The following is a 19,456-nucleotide window of genomic DNA, read 5'->3' on the forward strand; positions in this document are numbered from 1 at the left end:
AATTATTTTGAACGCACTGGGAAAAACGCTTTCAGCTTAACATTGCACTACACCTAACGATTACGCCCCAGTTAACTACTACTCGTGTAAAACATTTTGGGTTTACCTAAAGCTTCTTCATCACGAAGTAAAGCTGATCCGTTGAGATGCCCTCGGCACAATTCCCAAGCGTTCGGTAAACGAGTAACTATGCGAGTAATTTTTACCCTGACTGTATTTTCGCTCTTCAGTCTTGCCCTTTTTGCCCAACCCGCCAATGATGCTTGTGGGGATGCAGAAGTGTTAAACCTTACAACACCGCCATCATGCCCCAGCACATCAACGGTGACCAATAATTTCACTTTTGATAATATTGATGCGACACCGATTTCTCCCTATCCGGTGTTTTCCAACTGTCCTTCGGGGTCTACAAATGGCCCCGCCGCCGAAGTGTGGTTTACCTTTACAGCCACCGCCAACCAAACAACCATTAATGTTCTTGGGCTGAGCCAACCAAACATTGTTGTTTACCAAGGAGATAATTGTGTATCCCTTTTGGCACTAGATTGTAACAGTGGCGCAGGTAGTACGGGCGTTACCGTCAACACCTTAATTGGATTAGATTATTTCATTCTGGTCTCAGGTGTAGATGTCGATGACCAAGGCTCCTTCGACTTACAACTTGTTAGTGGAAACCTTTGTAACAGTTGTGCTCCTCCCGGGGCTATCGAAATTATTCCCAACCCCCCTCCAATTAACGGTACTTACCCTTCCGGGCAATCCGTTCAAATCTGTGTAAATGTAAACGTTTGGGAAGGTAATGCTGCCGGTACCATTGAGTGGCTCCACGCTGTAACTTTCGAATTCGGTGATGGCTGGGACGTAAACTCTATCAACCCTTCCCCCCCAGCTTCTTGTGATGGAACAGGTTCTTGGGACTGGTATGATTCCTGGACGGGCTGTAACACTGGTGATACCTTTGGGCCAGGCTTTGCATACGACTCCAGTGCTGGAGTAGGTTGTGGAGGTTCTGCCAATGACGGCGACCCTGGTAACAACTGGGGTGATGGCGGTGGTGGATGCTCCAACGTTCCAGGCGGTGCTCCCCCATTTGAATTCTGTTTCACTATCGAAGTGGGTGATTGCCCACCAAATTTCACTGGTGACGATATAGGTTTCACCGTTGAAATCTGGTCTGACGGTGATAGTGGTAGTTGGACACAAACAGGGTGTAACTCCGGACAAGATTTCTCTATCTCTTCTTCCGTTATTTGTTGTAACGATGATCCACCATTACTTAGCGCTATTGATGTTAGTTGTGGCGGCCAGGACGATGGTGCCATTGAAATGGAAGGAAACGGAGGCTTTGACCCCGACGAAGTATTTAACTTTTACGTCTTTGACGAAAATAATAATATTGTTTTTGAATGTCTAGGATGTTCTGGGCTTGTCACAACACCTTTCGATCTCCCTCCTGGAGAATATGACGTAACGGCCATTAATGTAGCTAACGACTGTCCAAGGTCAGAAGTCGTTGAGATTTTCGAACCCGACCAGCCAGTAGCCGATGCTCAGGTTTTAAATATGCCTTGCCCTGGAGACCTAGCTACGCTGGAAGGCAGTGTAGACCTGGGGGGCAGCGTAGAAATCTATACATGGGAAGGACCAGACGGTACTATTTACATGGGACAATCCGTAGATGTACCTGATGCAGGAACCTATACTTTGAACGTAATGGTAGATGGTTGCCCTTCTACAGAAGCGACTGTCGAGGTAGAATTTGTAGACTTTGATGTATTCATCAACGGCCCCGACGAAGCTTGTGCTGACACTGAATTTGATTTAGAAGCTTCTGATGGCGATCAGTGGGAATGGATAGACCTCAACAACAACGATTTCCTCGGTGACGATCAAATGATCAATGTTGTTCTACAAAATAGTACGACTATTCAAGTGACTGCCACCGACCCCAACGGTTGTGAAGCAGTAGCTACTATTGATATTACTGTAAACGACCTTCCTATCATTGACGTGGTCATTACCAGTGGGTTTGGCTGTAGCAATGGAGAAACCGTGCTTGAAGCATCAGGCGCTGGCCCAGGAGGCAGTTACGAATGGATCGACGATGCTGGCGCAGGCAACCCTCGCGTACTTATCGACCCTGCTCCAGGTTTCGTTACTTACGAAGTCATTGGAACAGATGCTAATGGTTGTCAGGAAATCGGCAGTATTGACGTTGAAATAGTTCCTCCACCAGAGGTAACACTCGAATTAAGCGACGATCAAGTATGTGCTGGTGAGATGGTTACCGTTACAGCGGTATCCAATGACCCTATCAGTAGCATCGACTGGAACGGTGCTGGGCCAAACAATCAAAACCCGATCACCGTCACTGTTGATGATGCAATGACGATCACCGCTGATGTCTCCAATTCAGAAGGGTGTACGGCCTTTGATGTTACGGCACAGATTGGTGTTGAGCAACCACCCGCTCCACCTGTTATCATCTGTGGCATCAGTACCTCAACGACTGTTGAATTTGTTTGGAATGATATTCCAGGAGCTACAGAATATGAAGTAACGGTGCAGAACACTGGTGATGAATTCACAGTCTTCTCCCCCAGCTTTACGGCTACGGGCTTTAGTTCTAATACCGACGTAACGATTACCGTACAAGCAATTGGTACTGACTTGTGTCCGGTAGCACCTGTCACGTTTACCTGTAGTACTTTGTCTTGTCCTGCTTTCCAGCTGGATATTGACCCGGTTGCTCCAATCTGTTTGACAGGAACGACGCCTAATATTTTCCTTACTTACACTTCGGAAAGTAACGCAGGCACCATTACCTGGGAAGGTAACAATGTCAACGCAACTACGGGCGAATTCAGTCCTACAGGTGCTGGTGTTGGTACCCATACCATAACGATCCGTTACTCCGATGGAACTTGCGAATACACCGACACCGAAGATATTGTAATCAATGCTACTCCTACTGCTAACTTCACCGTTAGTAGTCCGGGGCCTATCTGTATCAACACCCCGGTAACGGTTACTTACACCGGCAACGCAAGCGCTGCAGCTACCTACACATGGAGCTTTGCTGGAGGAGATGCGATGCCAGGAACAGGACAGGGACCTCATACGGTTACTTGGCCTACAGGCGGCACCAAAACGATTACCTTGACGGTAATGGAAAATGGATGTACCTCTACACAAGTCAGCCAAAGTATCAGTGTTGTCGCTCCTATTGCTACACCAATTGTAACCTGTGGAACCAGTACAACCTCTTCGGTTGTCTTCAACTGGTCAGCAGTTGCAGGAGCAACCTCTTACACGGTCACTGATGTTACCGGGCCTGCAGGTGTACTCACTGGTACTACTTATACGGTGAGTAACCTCGCCCCTGGGCAAGCTGTTACTATTTCCGTTACAGCCAACACCACCAACGTATGTGGCCCAACGACCTCTGCCGAGGTTACTTGTACTGCTGCAAACTGTCCTAATTTCAACATCAATATCACACCAGTTGCAGATATCTGCCTCAACGGGATGAACACCCCAGTTACCCTTATGGCTACTGCCACTGGTGGAGCAGGTGGTGGCACCTTCACCTGGAGTGGCCCCAACGTAGTAGGCGATCAATTTACGCCAACCACTGCCGGCCCTCAAGTGATTACCGTCACTTATATGGAGGATAACTGTATGGCTTCCGAAACGACGACCATCAACATATTTGATACGCCTACCTCTACCTTTACGATTGCTCCGGCGAATGTATGTATCAGTGAGGACGCTACCGTGACTTATACCGGCAACGCAAGCCCAGGTGCTACCTATTCGTGGAATTTCAACGGAGGCGTAGCTACACCAGGTACCGGCCAAGGACCTCACACGGTCACTTGGGCAGTTGGTGGACCCAAAACGGTTACGCTGACCGTAAGCGAAAATGGATGTACCAGTGCCAGTGGCAGTCAGAACATTACCGTAGAAGAGCCTATGGCTGCTCCGGTTATCAACTGTAGCCCTAATACGACGCAGATTGTCTTCAGCTGGAATGACATTACAGGTGCCACCGGCTACCAAGTCAACGTCATCAGCGCTCCAGGTGGAGCAATGACGGCGCTCGACGAACCCAACCGCACCTTTACGGTTACAGGCCTTATGGCTGGTGATGTTGTCGAAATCGAAGTTATCGCATTGGGCAACGGCCCATGTGGTAACAGTAGTAACACCTTTAGTTGCCAAGCGCAAGACTGTCCAGCGATCACGGTAGGTATCGATGCTGTGGCTCCTATTTGTTTAACAACAGGGATGCCTTCTTTCGATCTTACGGCAACGATCACTGGCGGTGTTGGCGACGGTGTCTTCACTTGGTCTGGCGATGGAATTACCGATATGGCAGCAGGTACCTTCTCTCCTACTATGGCGGGAGTTGGCCCAGCAGCAGTGACTGTAAACTACCGCGAAGCTGGCTGTGATTATGTCGATGATATTGTCATTCAAATCAATGCTATCCCTACGGCTGACTTTACTGCCAGCAGTCCGGTATGTATCAGCGGCAACAGCAATGTTCTTTACACCGGCGACGCAGCCATGAGTGCCACTTACGTATGGGACTTTGATGGCGGCACCGCCGTTCCGGGAACAGGACAAGGGCCGCACTCGGTCACTTGGCCTACCGATGGAGACAAGACCATTTCACTTACCGTAACAGAAAACGGTTGCCAAAGCGGCACCTTTATGCAAACAGTGACGGTAGCTCCTGAACTGATTGCGCCTATGATTGCCTGTGATGTTACAGGTGATTCTATCATCTTCAACTGGCCTGCTGTTGCGGGAGCAACAGACTACACCGTAAGCATCATCGATGCTCCTGGTAATGCCTTTGCTACTGGCGGCGATCCTGCGCAGACGTTCACCGTTGCCGGACTAACCCCAGGGCAAACCGTTACCATTGAAGTAACTGCTATCAGCGGCACTGCTTGTCCAAACATCAGTTTCCAAGGAAATTGCGCATTGGAAAACTGCCCTGACATTATCGTTGACATTACGGATGTCGCGCCTATTTGTCTCGACGCTAATACCACCAGCTTCGATCTGGTAGCTACCCTCACCGGTAACACCAGTGGCACACTAAGCTGGGCGGGAACAGGTATTACAGACCCCGTAGCGGGCACCTTTGATCCTACAGCAACGGGCGCTGGCAGTTTCGACATCATTGCGACTTACGAAGAAACGAGTTGTTTCTATGCCGATACGACAACTATTGTCGTAAATGCGCAGCCAGATGCTTCCTTCAACGCTACCGGGCCGGTATGTGAAGACGATATCAGCATCGTCACTTATACGGGCGGAGCCGACCCAGCAGCCAGCTATAACTGGATGTTTGATGGAGGAACCATCATTTCTGGTGCAGATGCCGGACCTTACGAAATCAGCTGGCCTGATGGTGGTAACCCTACCATCAGTCTTACCGTTACCGAAAACGGCTGTCCATCTGATCCATTCTCCCTGAGTGTGGAAGTGATAGATTCACTGATTGCGCCGATCATCAACTGCGATAGCGACAACACCTCTATTACCTTTAGCTGGAATGCTGTAGCAGGTGCTACCGATTACCAGGTTAACGTAATTGCAGCACCAGCTGGAGCGACAGAAGCCGCAGATATCCCTAACCGGACATATACCTTCAGCAACTTGATGCCGGAGGATGAAGTCACCATTGAAGTGGTGGTTATTACGAACAGTATTTGTGGCGGAATCAGCAGTACACAAACCTGTGCTTCGGAGGCTTGTATCGACCGTTTCTTTGGTCCCGACACTTATGGGCCTTTCTGTGCCGATGCCGGCAACCAAATGTTGAGTCCTGTCATTACGGGAGGAAACATCACAGGTATGATCACCTGGTCTGGAGACGGCATTGTTGCCCCCAACGGAACGTTTGATCCAGCGAGTGCCAACATTGGCGACAATTCGGTAACGCTGTCTTACGAACAAACAGGTTGTTTCTACGACACCACTTATGCCGTGGTAGTGAATCCGGTTCCAGTAGCCGACTTTACGGTTACCAGCCCTATTTGTATTACAGGCAACAGTACCATTACCTTTACGGGAACTGCCAGCGGTGCAGCCATATACGATTGGGATTTTGCTGGCGGAACCATTATCAGTGGTACTGACGCAGGCCCTTACGAAATCAACTGGGCGACACCAGGAACGAAAGACATCACATTGACCATTACCGACAATGGTTGTGTGGGGAATACCGCTACGCAAAGTGTAGAAGTACAAGATGTGATTGCTCCGGTCGTCATCAGTTGTGCAGATGCTACCACCAGCAGTGTCACCTTTAGTTGGGAGGATGTTGCCGGTGCGGATACTTACACCGTTGTGGTCATACAAGGCCCTGATGGTACGCAGAATGGCAACACCTACCTAGTGGACGGCATTGTTGATGGTGAAGAAGTGATCATTGAAGTAACAGCAAGTGGTAATACTGTTTGTGGCACAAGCGTTGCTACCGGCACCTGTACCGCTCTTACTTGTCAGCCTGTGACGATAGGCCTTACCGGACCAGATGTGATTTGTGCAGGCGAGGACGCTGCCTTTACAATCAGCTATACTGGTGGGCAAGGAACACCTTTGACGGTTGATTACACCGTCAATAACGTACCTGCTCAATTGACGAATGTAAATGATGGTGATCAGATTTCATTGACCGGATTGACCGCCGAAACGACGGTAGTCATTACCCAGGTTGCTGACGAAGTCAACACCAATTGTATCTATCCTGTAGCTGCTACCTGGACCGTTGCTGTTGATGCACCAGTGAATGCGGGTACAAATGCGACTGTCGACCCCGTATGTCCGGATGATGCAACGACTATTGACCTTGATGGAGCGCTAGTAGGCGCCGACGCAGGAGGGGTATGGACAGAAACCTCTAACCCACTAAGTACAGGTGGAGCCTTTCAGCCAGCAACGGGCACCTTTAATGCCCTTGGTCAGAATCCAGGTACTTATACCTTTGTCTATACCGTAGACGGAGGCGCTTGTCCTGATGCCAGCTCAACGGTTAGCTTCACCATCAATGAAACACCAACTGCCGATGCAGGCCTCGATCAAACGCTGACTTGTAATATGGGTGCAGTCGTATTGGGAGGAAACTCCTCAACGGGCGTTTCTTACAATTGGACCAGTGACAACCCAGACGCAATGATCATGGATCCAACAGCGGAGCTCATCGACGTTAGTGCTCCTGGCATCTATACCCTGGAAGTTACGAATGCTGCCGGCTGTACAGCTGTTGATCAAGTTGAAGTACTTAGTGACTTTGACGTACCGGTCGCTGACGTAAGCATCAGCGAAGTGAGCTGTTTCCAGTCTGCTGACGGTGCTATTGTGATCAACAATGTTGCTGGTGGTACGCCGCCTTATGCTTACAGCCTCAATAACGGCACACCGACAACCAATCCGTTTTTTGGCAACCTCAGCGGTGCAGAATACACCCTGATTATTACGGATATCAACGGTTGCTTTACGGAATTGTCGATCATGCTGCTAGAGCCTACAGAAGTAGCCGTAGAACTCGTGACCAGTTTGGAAAACAACGGCAACGAAATCCAGCTCGGAGAACCGATTACACTACAAGCACTATACGATCCAAGCATTCCTATTGACACCATCGTTTGGCAACCAGACAGCATTGGCGTGAATGGAGAAAATGCCGTAACGGTAAGCCCGGATCAGACGACTACCTACAGTGTAACCATCACCGATATCAATGGCTGTAGCGACAGCGATAACATGACCGTGATTGTGCGCAAGGTTCGTCCGATCTTTGTACCTACCGCCTTCTCTCCTGATGGAGATGAAACCAATGATGTACTTTATCCTTTCGGAGGCAATGAAGTGAAGGAGATCAAATCCTTCATGATTTTCAACCGCTGGGGAGAAGCTGTATTTGAAAACTTCGACTTCCTGCCCAACAATCCTTCAGAAGGATGGGATGGTCGTTTCCGTGGCCAGGTACAAAACGCCGCCGTCTTCGTTTACTTCCTGGAAGTAGAGTTTATCGACGGTGAAGTAGAAATCATCAAAGGTGATGTGATGCTGATGCGCTAGAAAGCTAGTATTACTTGAATACTTATCCCGAATGTCTACCCTGGCATTCGGGATTTTTTTTGGCTAGATGCTGGTCAGGGGACCAGCGAAATATAGCCTCTTAGTCTGGAGACTAAGAGGAGCGTGGGCAGCAACAAGTTTGTCTCGCTGGATGGACTGACCCAAAGGATCGAGCCTGCCTCCCCAGCGGCACGGTGGCAGGGGAGGTGACTGCCCTTGCGTAGATGGGCTGCCCACCTCCGTCCTTCGGACACCTCCGCCCAAGCGGAGGACAGGGATTTTGCGGTGGATTGATGCGCTAGGGATGGTAACCAGGCCCGCTAAGGGCAGCCCGTAAGGGCCGAGCGAGCAGCGAGTGGTGGACAGCCCGGCCCGGAGCCTTGCGGAGGGAAGCGCCCAAATAAAACGACTGAATGATGAACCTTTAGCTCAATAAGCACTTACTACTCTCTCTTTCCTATACCTTAGAAATGCGCAGCGTGCCGTATACCTATTCCCCAAAGCACTTATATTTGCACAAAGCAAAAAACTGCCATGATCTTTCATCGTCCTCTTTCTGTCTGTATGTTCTTGCTGCTCGGTTGCTTTTTTCCGACAAATGGGAATGCGCAGGTATTTCGCAACTACGCTACACCTGCTCCGCCGCCTGAACCAGGAGTGCCTCAACAGCCTGCTAAAGGAGAGAAAATTTACACCATTGACACCACCTTTCAAACCTGGCAAGAGGCGGAGGTAAAATGGCTCGATGCAGACAGTAGCATCCTTTGGGAGAAGCAATTCTCTAACTATAGCCAAGGAAGAATGGCGAAAAACAGTCAATATATTGGCCTGGCCGGTGTGGAGACGATCTATACCGATGGGTACGCTAGTGAGAGCCGGTTACATCTTGACATTCTCGATCTTAATGGCACTCCATCCGGGCAGTTTGTCATTACCAATACCAAGGGGATTACCTTCGAAAGTGTTGCCGCAGATGAGACTTTCTTCTACCTTGCTTACGAAAAATACACGGGGTCCAGTGATCGGAATATGTTCATTGCGCAGGTCGATGCACAGGGTAATTTGCAATGGGAAACTAAAATTGGCCAGCGGTATGGTACCTCAGGTACGCGGCTTTTGCAAGTGAGTCCAGCCGGTGAGATCGTACTCTTTGCGAAAATGTACACCGAAGTAGGTTTTGATGTACTGACCAAAGAAGGTGCCATTAAGGACCGAAAAATGCTGTATTTTATAAATGAATTTAGCCCTGTTGCTTTTACTTTCCGTAAAAATGGCCATTTGCTCGCCATTGGCTCGCAGCGCAAATATGTCAAGAGTGAGACCTACAGCAGCGGCGTAGTCATTGAGTTGGACGATCAATACCAAATCCTGCAATACTGCCAAATAGAAAGCCCCTACAACGATGTAGCCCTGGACATCACGGAAGATGAACAGGGCCACATTTATTTTCTCACCAACGCTGAAGACTTAAAAAGCCCTTATGGCCAAAGAGCTAACTTTAGTATTATTGGGCAATTAGACGCCAATTTTGAGCTACTCCAAACCAGTAGCTTCCAGAATACGAGCACCGGCCTGAGTCTGCAATTGGCTTGGTCGCCTACGCATGGGCTGTGGAGCTACCAACGCTACTACAACAAAGGGCAAACATTCGCCCTTTTCCATTTCAAGGAAGACCTTTCTATTGAAAGTATTTGGAGTAGGCATGGTGCTTTTAGCGATCCTCATCAATTATTGATCGCCGATGACACTTTTTATTTGGGTGGGGGTTCGAGGGATTCGTGGGTGGTGAGAATACCGGGTTTTTATTAGGCACAGCGTTTTTACCACAGAGGCACATAGGGGGCCATAGAGGCACATAGTTTTTTTGCCACGTAGACACGAAACAGCACTAACCTTTTTTATTAGCCACCGGGGTACGGAGACCTGGAGTTTTTTTCATCACCTAGTGGTCTGCTAGCTGATCGGGAGACCATCGGGATAGGACATCTTAGTTCGGAAACTAAGATGCGCTTTGTGTGTGTTTTGTGAATTTTAGTGCTTTAGTGTCTGTTTTGTTTACGTTCATCCACCTGCTCGGAAAACCGCTGCATCAACAGCGTGAATTTTGGCTGGATGTAGGTTTGGCAGAACTGGTTTTCTGCGTTTTTCAAGTAATAGTTTTGGTACTGCTCCTCGTTTTCTTTGAAAGCCTCGAAGGGCAATACTTTTGTAATAATGGGTTTATCAAACTCGCTTTGGAGTCTTTTGATAATCGCCTGTACAGCTGTGGCTTGTGCCTCCGAAAAAGTGTAAACGGCTGAGCGATACTTCTTCCGCATAGCGTGCTCTGAAGAGCAACTGTGGGTATAAAGGTGGATGGCCGTTAAGCTGGCTAGATCAACCTTTCCTTCCTCGAAATACACAATCACAGCTTCGGAAAAGCTGTCGTGTTCTCCTTCCGAAGCGATCCAGCCTTGAGCTACTTTTTCTACGCCTTTCAAGGTTTGAAAAACCGCTTCCGTGCACCAATGGCAACCTCCACCGAATCCTATTTTCTCCATGACCTGCTGATGAGTAACGTCGAAATCAAGTGCCGATAAATACCAACACTTCCTGGTCCTACTGCCCTACACAAAACTGCCAAAACGTTCAAAGTGGCAGGTGTAGCCATTCGGCTTTTTGAGCAAGTAGTCCTGGTGGTATTCTTCCGCAGGCCAGGATTTTGTAAAAGGCTCAAGCGTAGTGACCACTTTGCCTTCCCATCTTCCTGAGGCATCTACTATCGCAATCATCTCTTCGGCAATTTGTTTCTCTTCCTCATTTTGATAGAAGATCGCCGATCGGTAGCTCGAGCCTATGTCATTACCTTGCCGGTCAACCGTGGTGGGGTTGTGAATCCGAAAGAAGTAATCCAGAATGAGCTTAAAGGAAGTCTCCGTAGGGTCGTAGGTAAGTTCGATGCCCTCAGCGTGCCCAGGATGGTTTTTATAGGTAGGGTTTTCGTTGACTCCTCCTAAATAAATGACCTCAGTATCCTTTATTCCAGGCCTTACCCTGAAAAGATCTTCCATCCCCCAGAAACAACCTCCGGCGACGTATGCTTTTTCTAAATTGTTGTTATCCATTGTTTTAAATTTGTTGATCAAGAACTACACGACAACATCGAACACCCTACTTTATGCCTTGCCCAATCTGGTCGTTTGGCAAACCATTGCTCATATTCGGGCTGTTCAGCATAAGGTTTTTTCAGCATTTCATACAGCTCATCAATCAAGGAGAAGTCGTCTTTATTCGCTTTATCAATGGCCATTTGAGCCATATAGTTTCTCAACACATACTTTGGGTTGACCTTATTCATACCTCTACGGCGTTCATCGTCTGAAATTCCTTCTTCTTTTAGCCTTTCGAGGTAGCTGTCAAACCACTTTTGCCAGCGCTTCAGTAGCTCACCTTTCACTTCATCAGGCTGATAAAACGCGTCCATTACAGGTGCTAAGAACTTCCCATCTTCGTCTGTTTCTGTAGTGCTATTGAGGTTGGCCAGATTTCTGAAAAACATGGTCATATCTGTTTCCGTAGCCTTGAGCGTTTCCTCCAACGTGTCGATAATTTCTGCGTCTTCTCTTCTTTCGATTTCGAAACCTAGTTTTTGCCGCATCATAGCCATGTACTTCAGATGGTAGCCTTCACTGATGCTCTCCAAAACATCTTCGAAAGGTTTCGTTTCCTCTACTAAAGGAACAAGTGCATTAGCGAGTTGGACAAGGTTCCAAAGTGCAACATTGGCTTGGTGACCAAAACGGTAACGCTTTCCCTGCGCATCGGTGGTGTTGGGTGTCCAATCGGGGTCATAATCTTCCAGCCAACCGTAGGGGCCATAATCAATGGTCAAGCCTAAAATGGACATATTATCGGTATTCATCACGCCGTGTACAAACCCCACCCGCTGCCAATGAATGACCATATCAAGGGTACGCTCGGCAACTTCTTCAAAGAATTGAACATAGCTATTCTTGGTTCCTTCCTCAATGTTTGGGAAAAAATGGCGGATGGTATAGTCTGCCAGTTTTTTCAGATTTTCCGTATCACGCCTTGCGGCTAATAGCTGAAAATTGCCAAAACGGATAAAAGAAGGCGCTACCCGGCACACGACGGCTCCTTTCTCGTAGGCGGCATTGCCATCATAAAGCATATCTCTCAAAACCTCGTCCCCCGTCAGCATCAATGAAAGGGATCGCGTTGTAGGTACCCCTAAATGATACATCGCTTCGCTACACAAATGCTCGCGGATCGAAGAGCGCAGCACCGCCAAGCCATCAGCAGAACGAGAATAGGGGGTCTCCCCTGCCCCTTTCAACTGCAGTGTCCAACGCTTATCATTATGAACAACCTCTGCCAAATTGATGGCCCTGCCGTCGCCTAATTGTCCGGCCCATGAGCCAAACTGGTGGCCGCCGTAGCACATGGCATAAGGATTGGTACCTTCTAACACCTCACCGCCCGAAAAAACGCGCAAAAACGCTTCCGTAGCTTTGTCTTCTTCCCTCAAACCAATCGCTTGCAGCATCTCTTCTGAAACATGCACCAATACCGGATTGGACGGTATCCGTGGCGTTACATAAGAAAAAGCCGCCCCGGCAACCTGCCTACGCGTATTTTCCCGATTCGGGTCGGCGGGGAGTTCTTTACTAAAGGTGTTATTTATGTTTAGTTTCACGGTTTGCTATTCTTTTTCAGATACGCTGTTACTACATAATAACCCTATAGTTAACAGAGTAGTTTTCATTTTGTCAAACAATTAGCAATAGAAACGCCGAGATATGGAGATTTTTTCGCTCTCCAAAACACGAAATTGCACAGCGTTTTTTTTAGCAGCAGAGGCACAGATGCACAGTGCCAACTGGATAGATCAGGACCAGAGAAGGGCTAATTATCTTACTTCGAAAAATAAAATAAAAACGCTGATTTTAGCGACCTGAAACAGGATAATAACAGCAAAAAAAGCCTATCTTATCAGTTCATTTTAAGCTAACAATGTTGTTAAAAACACAAATTAATCCACCCTTGAAAATCTACTCACAATCGCGGTTCAGTACATGGTCCCTATTCCTTTACTTTGTGCTCTTCACCTCTTTATTGACCAACTGTAACAAAGAAACAAAATCTTCTGATCATACGATTACCTATTGGACCTCAAACAACGGGGGCGAGATCGCTTTTTCGGATTGGGCGGTGGAAGAATGGCAAAGCACGCATCCAAATACGCCCATCAAATACCAGCCTATCCCCGAAGGACAATCCAGTGAAGAAATCATTTTGGCGGCCGTGGTTGCTCGTACCACTCCAGATATTTACTCCAATATCTGGCAAGGCACGGTTGCTTTTTATAGTGAAGCAAATATCCTGGTAGCACTGGATACCCTTGATGGATTTCTTGAGTTTATCCAAAGCCGCTGTTCGCCCGCTACCATTGAAGAGATCACTGCTGATAACGGACACATCTATCAACTGCCGTGGAAGATCAACCCAATCATGACGATTTACAATGAGCGGTTGCTCAGCGAATTAGGGTATGAACAATTCCCGGCAAGTTATTCCGATTTTTTGCAAGCCGCGAAAAATTTCCAAAGTGATGAGAACAACGACGGCTACGTAGACCAATGGTTTGGTAATACCTCCGTTAAGTTGGCGTGGTACCAACGGTTATTCAACTTTTATCCGCTATATCTGGCAGCTTCTAGAGGCGCACCACTCATCAAAGACGGCAAAGCCAACTTCAACAACGAATACGCCATAGAAGCATTCCGGTTTTTACAAACGCTCTATAAGGAAAACTACTTTTCTAAACAATCCGAATCCGCTGGTCAGGATCTTTTCGTGGCCGAACAATATGCTAGCAAATGGACAGGCCCTTGGGAAATTCAATACCTGGAACGATTCAAGAAGGATAACTTCACGTATAACTTTGCACCAATGCCGGTACCAGATACCCACGAAGGGCCTGTCTATACGTATTGCGACCCCAAGAGCTTTGTGATTTTCAGCACTTGCCAAAACCCGCAGGCCGCTTGGGAGTTCATCAAAAGCATGGTGACGGAAGAAGCAGATTTGCAATTTCTAAAAATGACCAACCAGCTCCCTCGCCGACAAAACCTGAGTCAGCTACCGACCTTCGTAGCACACTTTGCAGAATTTCCCAAAATGCAAGCTTTTGCCAACCAGGTAGAATATGTTGTTGGAGGAGATTACAGTCCTTATCTGACGGAGGTGTTTGACATCATCTCCCAAGAGTACGAAGCTTGCGTCCTTTACCAGATCAAAACGCCAGAACAAGCCATCGCTGATGCGGAAGAAGCGGTGAACGTGCTGCTGCGTGCGGAGCAGTCTTAACGTGAGGTTGCCCTCTCGTGACACCAAGGGTAATCTTTTCGTGGCAACCCTCACGGTACTAGGTACTTAGTATAAGGTAAGGTGTCCAATCTCACGCTCGGGCTGCTCCGAAGGAATGGCTACACCAAAGCCCCCAAGCTACGTTCTTAGTGCGAAGATTCAAGCGATTCCCCCGTCTCAGCGGAGAAGAAATGGACCTTGTCCCGTTCAATGTAAAGCTCCATTGTTGTTGGTAAATCGTTGCTCACCTCCTCACTGAGTAGGCGGGCGGAAATCTGCTGATCACCAATCGCTAAGAAGGCATAGCATTCATGCCCCAAACGTTCAACGATTGGAATATAGGCTCGGAAAGAAATGGCCTCTGGGCCTGCTTTGGCAGCGCTGGCATAGATATGCTCCGGGCGAATTCCCAACGTCACCTTCTGGTGAAGTAATGTGGCAATTTCAGCACGGTTTTTAACCAATACGCTTAGCTCCCCCGTATCCGTACGAAATACGACACCTCCTTCCTCTTCCATTATTTTTCCTTCCAAAAAATTCATCGGCGGAGTGCCAATGAATCCTGCTACGAAACGATTCTTGGGAAATTGGTAGAGATTATCGGGCGTATCCACCTGCTGGATAATACCCTGATTAATGACTGCTATACGGTCACCCAAAGTCATTGCTTCCACTTGGTCGTGGGTAACATATACCACCGTGGTCTGTAGTTTTTTGTGCAAACGAGCAATTTCTAATCGCATCTGCCCCCGTAATTTAGCATCCAGATTACTGAGGGGTTCATCAAAAAGGAACACTCTTGGTTCGCGCACAATCGCTCGTCCGATAGCGATACGCTGCCGTTGCCCTCCCGNCATCGCCTTGGGTTTTCTATCCAACAGGTCTTCGATACCCAGGATGGCGGCGGCGTTCATGACTTTTTCCTCAATAACCTCTTTACTCGTGCCCCGAATTTTCAAACCGAAAGCCATATTTCCGTAAGCCGTCATGTGGGGATAGAGCGCATAATTCTGAAAGACGATAGCGATGTCCCGATCCTTGGGGGGCAACTCATTAACTAGCTGGTCTCCGATGTAAAGCTCGCCGGTACTGATCTCTTCTAAGCCAGCAATCATCCTCAACAAGGTGGATTTTCCACAGCCTGACGGCCCGACCAAGACCATGAACTCACGGTCTTTCACCTCTAAGGTCACCTCCTTGATGGCCTGTACCTTGCCGTATTGTTTAGTAACCTTGTCAAATTTTATTGCCGCCATTGAAAAGAGTATTTAAGAGTGATTAGAAGGAGTACCCTAAATAGTGGGTCTCACGCAAAGCTACAGAGGGTTTTTCATTGGATTTCCTAATACAAATCTCCGTATCTCCGCGCCTCCGTGGCTATAAAGTCAAGAACAAAGTTCCTATTCTAGTTTCGCAGCAGCTAGTAGCGCCGCTTGCGCTACTGGCACCTGCTCTACCGCAAGTAAAGTCAATAAAGCTTCGATGGTAGATTCTGCTCCCGAATTTTGATTCACCTGATCAGCGCTATTGATCCCGTCAAAAGTGCGGCCGCTAGCAGCGTCGTAAATATTCATTTCTGTAGGATTGTCGCCGAGCAACCAGGCTGCCAACTCCGCCGCTTGCAGGGCATAAACTTCCTCACCGGTTAGTTCGTAAGCCTTTAGTGCAGCATAAACCATCGGGCGAATATTGTAGGCTATTTGTGGAAATTGCTGAATATTACTCATTTCCAGTCTTGCGTCTTTTTGTTGTACCTCAAAAGCATGCAGTCCGTCTTGTGCTAAAAAGTAGGGCTGAAAAACGCGGACTTCGAGCAGACCGGCTTCTACAAAACTTGCTTCCTCCAGGAGTTCTCCAGCAGTAAGGAGGGCATAAGCCTGGGTATTGCCCCAAGCGTGCCAGTGATTTTGCCAACTCAAAAAAGCACCATGAGGAGCTTGCTCTTCGTCGCCTGCCTGTGCACTCAGCATTAGATTCCCCATTTTACGAATCAGCTGTCCTAATTCCTCGGAAGGAGACTGTCGATAATGGTTATTGAGTCCATGCAGAATAACAGCAACTTGGTCCGTCCCCATTTCCGACAAACAGCTGGGAAGCGATAGCCCCTCCAAGCTGTACATCTCCTCAAGTTGCGGGCACAAGGTGCTAATCAGCGGAATCATTTCATTAATAACGGTGAGGCTACGGTCTTGTAAATCCTTTAGCTCAACAGCATCTACGACTTGCAGTTCCGTTAATGCCCAAAAGGCTCTCCATGACCACCAGTTGGGGGTAGAAACACTATTTTGGTGCGTCGTATTGATCGTTCCATCAGGAAAAACGAAGTTATAGAAATACCCATTTTCTGCTCGCAATTGCAACACAAACTCCGTCAGAGCTTCAATTCTTTCAAGTACTTTCGCTGAAGGCGCTTGCGCGTAATAGCGGCAATAAAAAACCAGGCTCCGCACCACATCATCCACACAAGTGAAGCCCTCGTCTTCGTCGGTCACCAAGTGGTAATCCGGCGCTTCGCTGTAAATCCAGATGGCCCCTACGTCTTTTCCTTTTACCTTGATGGTAGTAAATAAATGATCGAGGTGACTGGTATTGATTAGACTTTGCTTGCTTTCAGCGGATTTTGTTGCTTGCTCTACCGTCTCAGAAGGAGAAGGAGCACAGGTAAAACAGCAGCTTATGAGCAATAACAATTGGAGAAAATACTTAGTAATGCGCATCTAGTTGTTCTTTAGTAATTCAGCAATAAGATCACCCTCCGCTACTGTTGCAAAACTGATCGCATTGTCGGACATGGCGTAAGGAATAATTAAACGACCAGCGTGGGTCAACATACCACAGGTGTACAGCACATTGGGCACGTAGCCCTCTCTTTCTTCGGTATTCGGTGACAAAAGCGGCAAATCCAAACTGGCTAATACTTTCTCAGGGTGTTCGAGATCGAGGAGTGAACAACTGAGTACATATTTACGCATGGGGCCCACGCCGTGGGTGAGCAACAGCCAGCCAGCTTCGGTCTTCACGGGGCTTCCACAATTGCCAATTTGCAACATCTCCCAGCCCCGCTCGGGAGCTTGCAGTGGAAGCGCATGATCCCAAAAATAGAGATCATCGGAGTACATGATCGACAAACTACGGCCTCCTTGTCGGCCAATCATGGCATAACGGCCCGCAATTTTTTCGGGAAAGAGTGCCATTCCCTTATCGGAAGCAGCAGCACCATAAAAAGGACCAATTTTATAATGACGGAAATCGGTCGTTTCAATCAGTTGTGGCCGAATTTCCCGGCCATTGTAAGCCGTATAAGTTCCCAGGTAAGTGGTCTTGCCCTCGTGTGTAAAAGTTACGAACCGAGCATCCTCAATCCCATTGGTTTCTGCGTGAGAATGTGGAAAAAGAACCCTATTTATCAAAGGAATATGTTCCTCAAAATCCACTTCGTAATTTAAGTCGAATACGAGACCTAGTGCCTGCTGTATTTCCTGCCGCTGCGGAAGCGTTAGCTCTTTTAAATCACCAATGATTTGATTTGCTTCTTCAAAGTTAAAAGACGCGGGTAACGTTTCCTCTAAAAGCTTTTGGAGAGACTCGGACAGGTTTAATCTTCTTATTACAAAGGATTTCTCGCGTACCAAACCGGTAGCAATCTCTCCACTATCCAGGTGCCCGGAACGTTCGTCAAGTACGATATTCCCTTGTGCATCAATNAATCCGGTAGCAAAGGTGATAGACGAAATATGCCCTTCGCCAGCAGCCCTCAAGCTCATCAAGAACCGAATCGCACCATCAGGTACACCATTCTGATCAGGGTGATCGACAATGGAAGGGTTAAACAGTGCAGCTGCTTCTATACTGTATTCGTTTGTAAAATAAGCACCTAGCAGGGTTTGCTTATCTGCGTTCTCTAAAGCGGGAACATATTGGAGCAAACGCCCGTAATTTTCCCGAAAAACGGAGGTCAGATCAGCGTGCCGCTGGTCAAACTCCTGGTTTAATGTTTCTAATTGTTCCGCAACAGCAGCAGCAGACAACTGCCGTATATAGTCTGCCACTGGCGCAATACGCACTGCGTTCCCAACATTTAGGTAACGAGCCAGCACCCGTTGAGGATTAGCGTATAATCGAATACTTGTTCTTTGGATTGCTTTCATAGTTAATTATGGATAATTACCCTTTCAGCCCCGAAGAGGCCATACTCTGAATAAAATGTTTCTGGAAAATCGCGTAGGCAATAATAATCGGCAAGGCCAGTAAAAACGCAGCGGCCAGCTTAACGCCTAACTGTGCCTCGGCTCGCCCACCCACCGCAAAGAGGGTAACCAATTGAGGCATCGTCATTAAATCTTCTTCCCGGATGACAATCAATGGCCATAAAACGTCATTCCACGAATTCATAAAAGTGAGAATTCCGACAGTAATCAACGTAGGCAAAATATTGGGCCATAGCACCTGGAAGATAATGCGCAGCTCACCACACCCGTCTACCCTAGCGGCGTAGATGAGATCATCAGGTATGGCTTTGAAAGCCTGCCGAAAAAGAAGAATAGCAAACGCACCATTGAGTGCAGGTACGATGAGTGCGGCCAGCGTGTCTACCCACCCAAATTCTACCATCAGGATATAATTGGGGATCAAAGTAATCTGAAACGGGAGCGTCATCGTAAAGATGATGATGTAAAAAAGCGCCTCGCGCCCACGAAAGTGAAGTTTGGATAAAGCATATCCCGTCATCGACCCAAAGGTCAATACGCCCGCTGTGGCGGTGAGTGCCACCAGGCTGCTATTGAAGAAGGATCGCCATATAGGGATTTTGTCAAATAGTGCCACATAGTTGTCCAGGGTAAAACCATGTGGTAGAATCCCCAACTTGGTGATATTAGCTTCTGGGGTAAAAGAAGCCAGCAGCATCCAATAAAAAGGATAGATAAAAGCCAGGGCGGCGATGACCAAAACACAGTACAATAAAATGCGGGTTAGCTTCATAGTA

Annotated in this window: 10 protein-coding genes; 3 read left to right on the forward strand and 7 right to left on the reverse strand. The window is 47.8% G+C overall.

Going from position 1 to position 19,456, the window contains the following annotated elements; genetic code table 11:
* Positions 1-189 precede the first annotated feature (189 nt).
* Both A3EU_RS0115425 and A3EU_RS0115430 read left to right on the forward strand, forming a co-directional pair.
* Positions 190-8,103, forward strand: a complete 7,914-nt coding sequence (locus tag A3EU_RS0115425; protein WP_020537087.1) for a T9SS type B sorting domain-containing protein — start codon at positions 190-192, stop codon at positions 8,101-8,103.
* A 534-nt stretch (positions 8,104-8,637) separates the two neighbouring features.
* The gene (locus A3EU_RS0115430) at positions 8,638-9,912 is read left to right on the forward strand and encodes a hypothetical protein (protein ID WP_020537088.1); all 1,275 of its coding nucleotides are present in this window, start codon (positions 8,638-8,640) and stop codon (positions 9,910-9,912) included.
* Positions 9,913-10,142: 230 nt separating this feature from the next.
* On the opposite strand, the gene A3EU_RS0115435 is transcribed toward A3EU_RS0115430, so the two are convergent.
* The 3 genes from A3EU_RS0115435 to A3EU_RS0115445 all read right to left on the reverse strand — a co-directional run bounded on the left by A3EU_RS0115435 (position 10,143) and on the right by A3EU_RS0115445 (position 12,799).
* Positions 10,143-10,643, reverse strand: coding sequence for a peptide-methionine (S)-S-oxide reductase (locus A3EU_RS0115435; protein ID WP_026211415.1), 501 nt, complete (start codon positions 10,641-10,643; stop codon positions 10,143-10,145).
* Between the two features lie 66 nt (positions 10,644-10,709).
* Positions 10,710-11,207 (reverse strand): peptide-methionine (S)-S-oxide reductase MsrA, encoded by a 498-nt coding sequence (gene msrA / locus A3EU_RS0115440; RefSeq protein ID WP_020537090.1) that lies wholly within the window; start codon positions 11,205-11,207, stop codon positions 10,710-10,712.
* A 17-nt stretch (positions 11,208-11,224) separates the two neighbouring features.
* Positions 11,225-12,799 (reverse strand): protein adenylyltransferase SelO, encoded by a 1,575-nt coding sequence (locus tag A3EU_RS0115445; protein WP_020537091.1) that lies wholly within the window; start codon positions 12,797-12,799, stop codon positions 11,225-11,227.
* Positions 12,800-13,146: 347 nt separating this feature from the next.
* On the opposite strand from A3EU_RS0115445, the gene A3EU_RS0115455 reads away from it, so the two are divergent.
* On the forward strand, positions 13,147-14,472 hold the full coding sequence (locus tag A3EU_RS0115455; RefSeq protein WP_169433359.1) for an extracellular solute-binding protein: 1,326 nt from the start codon (positions 13,147-13,149) through the stop codon (positions 14,470-14,472).
* A 146-nt stretch (positions 14,473-14,618) separates the two neighbouring features.
* Here the strand turns inward: A3EU_RS0115455 and A3EU_RS0115460 are convergent, their stop codons facing one another.
* From A3EU_RS0115460 to A3EU_RS0115475, 4 genes are all read right to left on the reverse strand, one after another.
* On the reverse strand, positions 14,619-15,728 hold the full coding sequence (locus tag A3EU_RS0115460; protein ID WP_020537094.1) for an ABC transporter ATP-binding protein: 1,110 nt from the start codon (positions 15,726-15,728) through the stop codon (positions 14,619-14,621).
* Positions 15,729-15,872: 144 nt separating this feature from the next.
* Positions 15,873-17,189, reverse strand: coding sequence for a hypothetical protein (locus tag A3EU_RS33935; protein ID WP_020537095.1), 1,317 nt, complete (start codon positions 17,187-17,189; stop codon positions 15,873-15,875).
* Positions 17,190-18,620 (reverse strand): glycoside hydrolase family 130 protein, encoded by a 1,431-nt coding sequence (locus A3EU_RS0115470; protein ID WP_020537096.1) that lies wholly within the window; start codon positions 18,618-18,620, stop codon positions 17,190-17,192. It lies immediately after the preceding gene.
* 16 nt (positions 18,621-18,636) lie between these two features.
* Positions 18,637-19,452 (reverse strand): carbohydrate ABC transporter permease, encoded by an 816-nt coding sequence (locus tag A3EU_RS0115475; protein WP_020537097.1) that lies wholly within the window; start codon positions 19,450-19,452, stop codon positions 18,637-18,639.
* Positions 19,453-19,456: the final 4 nt, after the last annotated feature.

Source organism: Lewinella cohaerens DSM 23179, from assembly GCF_000379805.1.
Taxonomy (GTDB): domain Bacteria; phylum Bacteroidota; class Bacteroidia; order Chitinophagales; family Saprospiraceae; genus Lewinella; species Lewinella cohaerens.

Excerpts from the sequence above, each read along its gene's own strand:
- A3EU_RS0115425 (WP_020537087.1), top strand. The coding sequence starts at position 190 with ATGCGAGTAATTTTTACCCTGACTGTATTTTCGCTCTTCAGTCTTGCC.
- A3EU_RS0115430 (WP_020537088.1), top strand. The coding sequence starts at position 8,638 with ATGATCTTTCATCGTCCTCTTTCTGTCTGTATGTTCTTGCTGCTCGGT.
- A3EU_RS0115435 (WP_026211415.1), bottom strand. The coding sequence starts at position 10,643 with ATGGAGAAAATAGGATTCGGTGGAGGTTGCCATTGGTGCACGGAAGCG.
- msrA (WP_020537090.1), bottom strand. The coding sequence starts at position 11,207 with ATGGATAACAACAATTTAGAAAAAGCATACGTCGCCGGAGGTTGTTTC.
- A3EU_RS33935 (WP_020537095.1), bottom strand. The coding sequence starts at position 17,189 with ATGCGCATTACTAAGTATTTTCTCCAATTGTTATTGCTCATAAGCTGC.
- A3EU_RS0115475 (WP_020537097.1), bottom strand. The coding sequence starts at position 19,452 with ATGAAGCTAACCCGCATTTTATTGTACTGTGTTTTGGTCATCGCCGCC.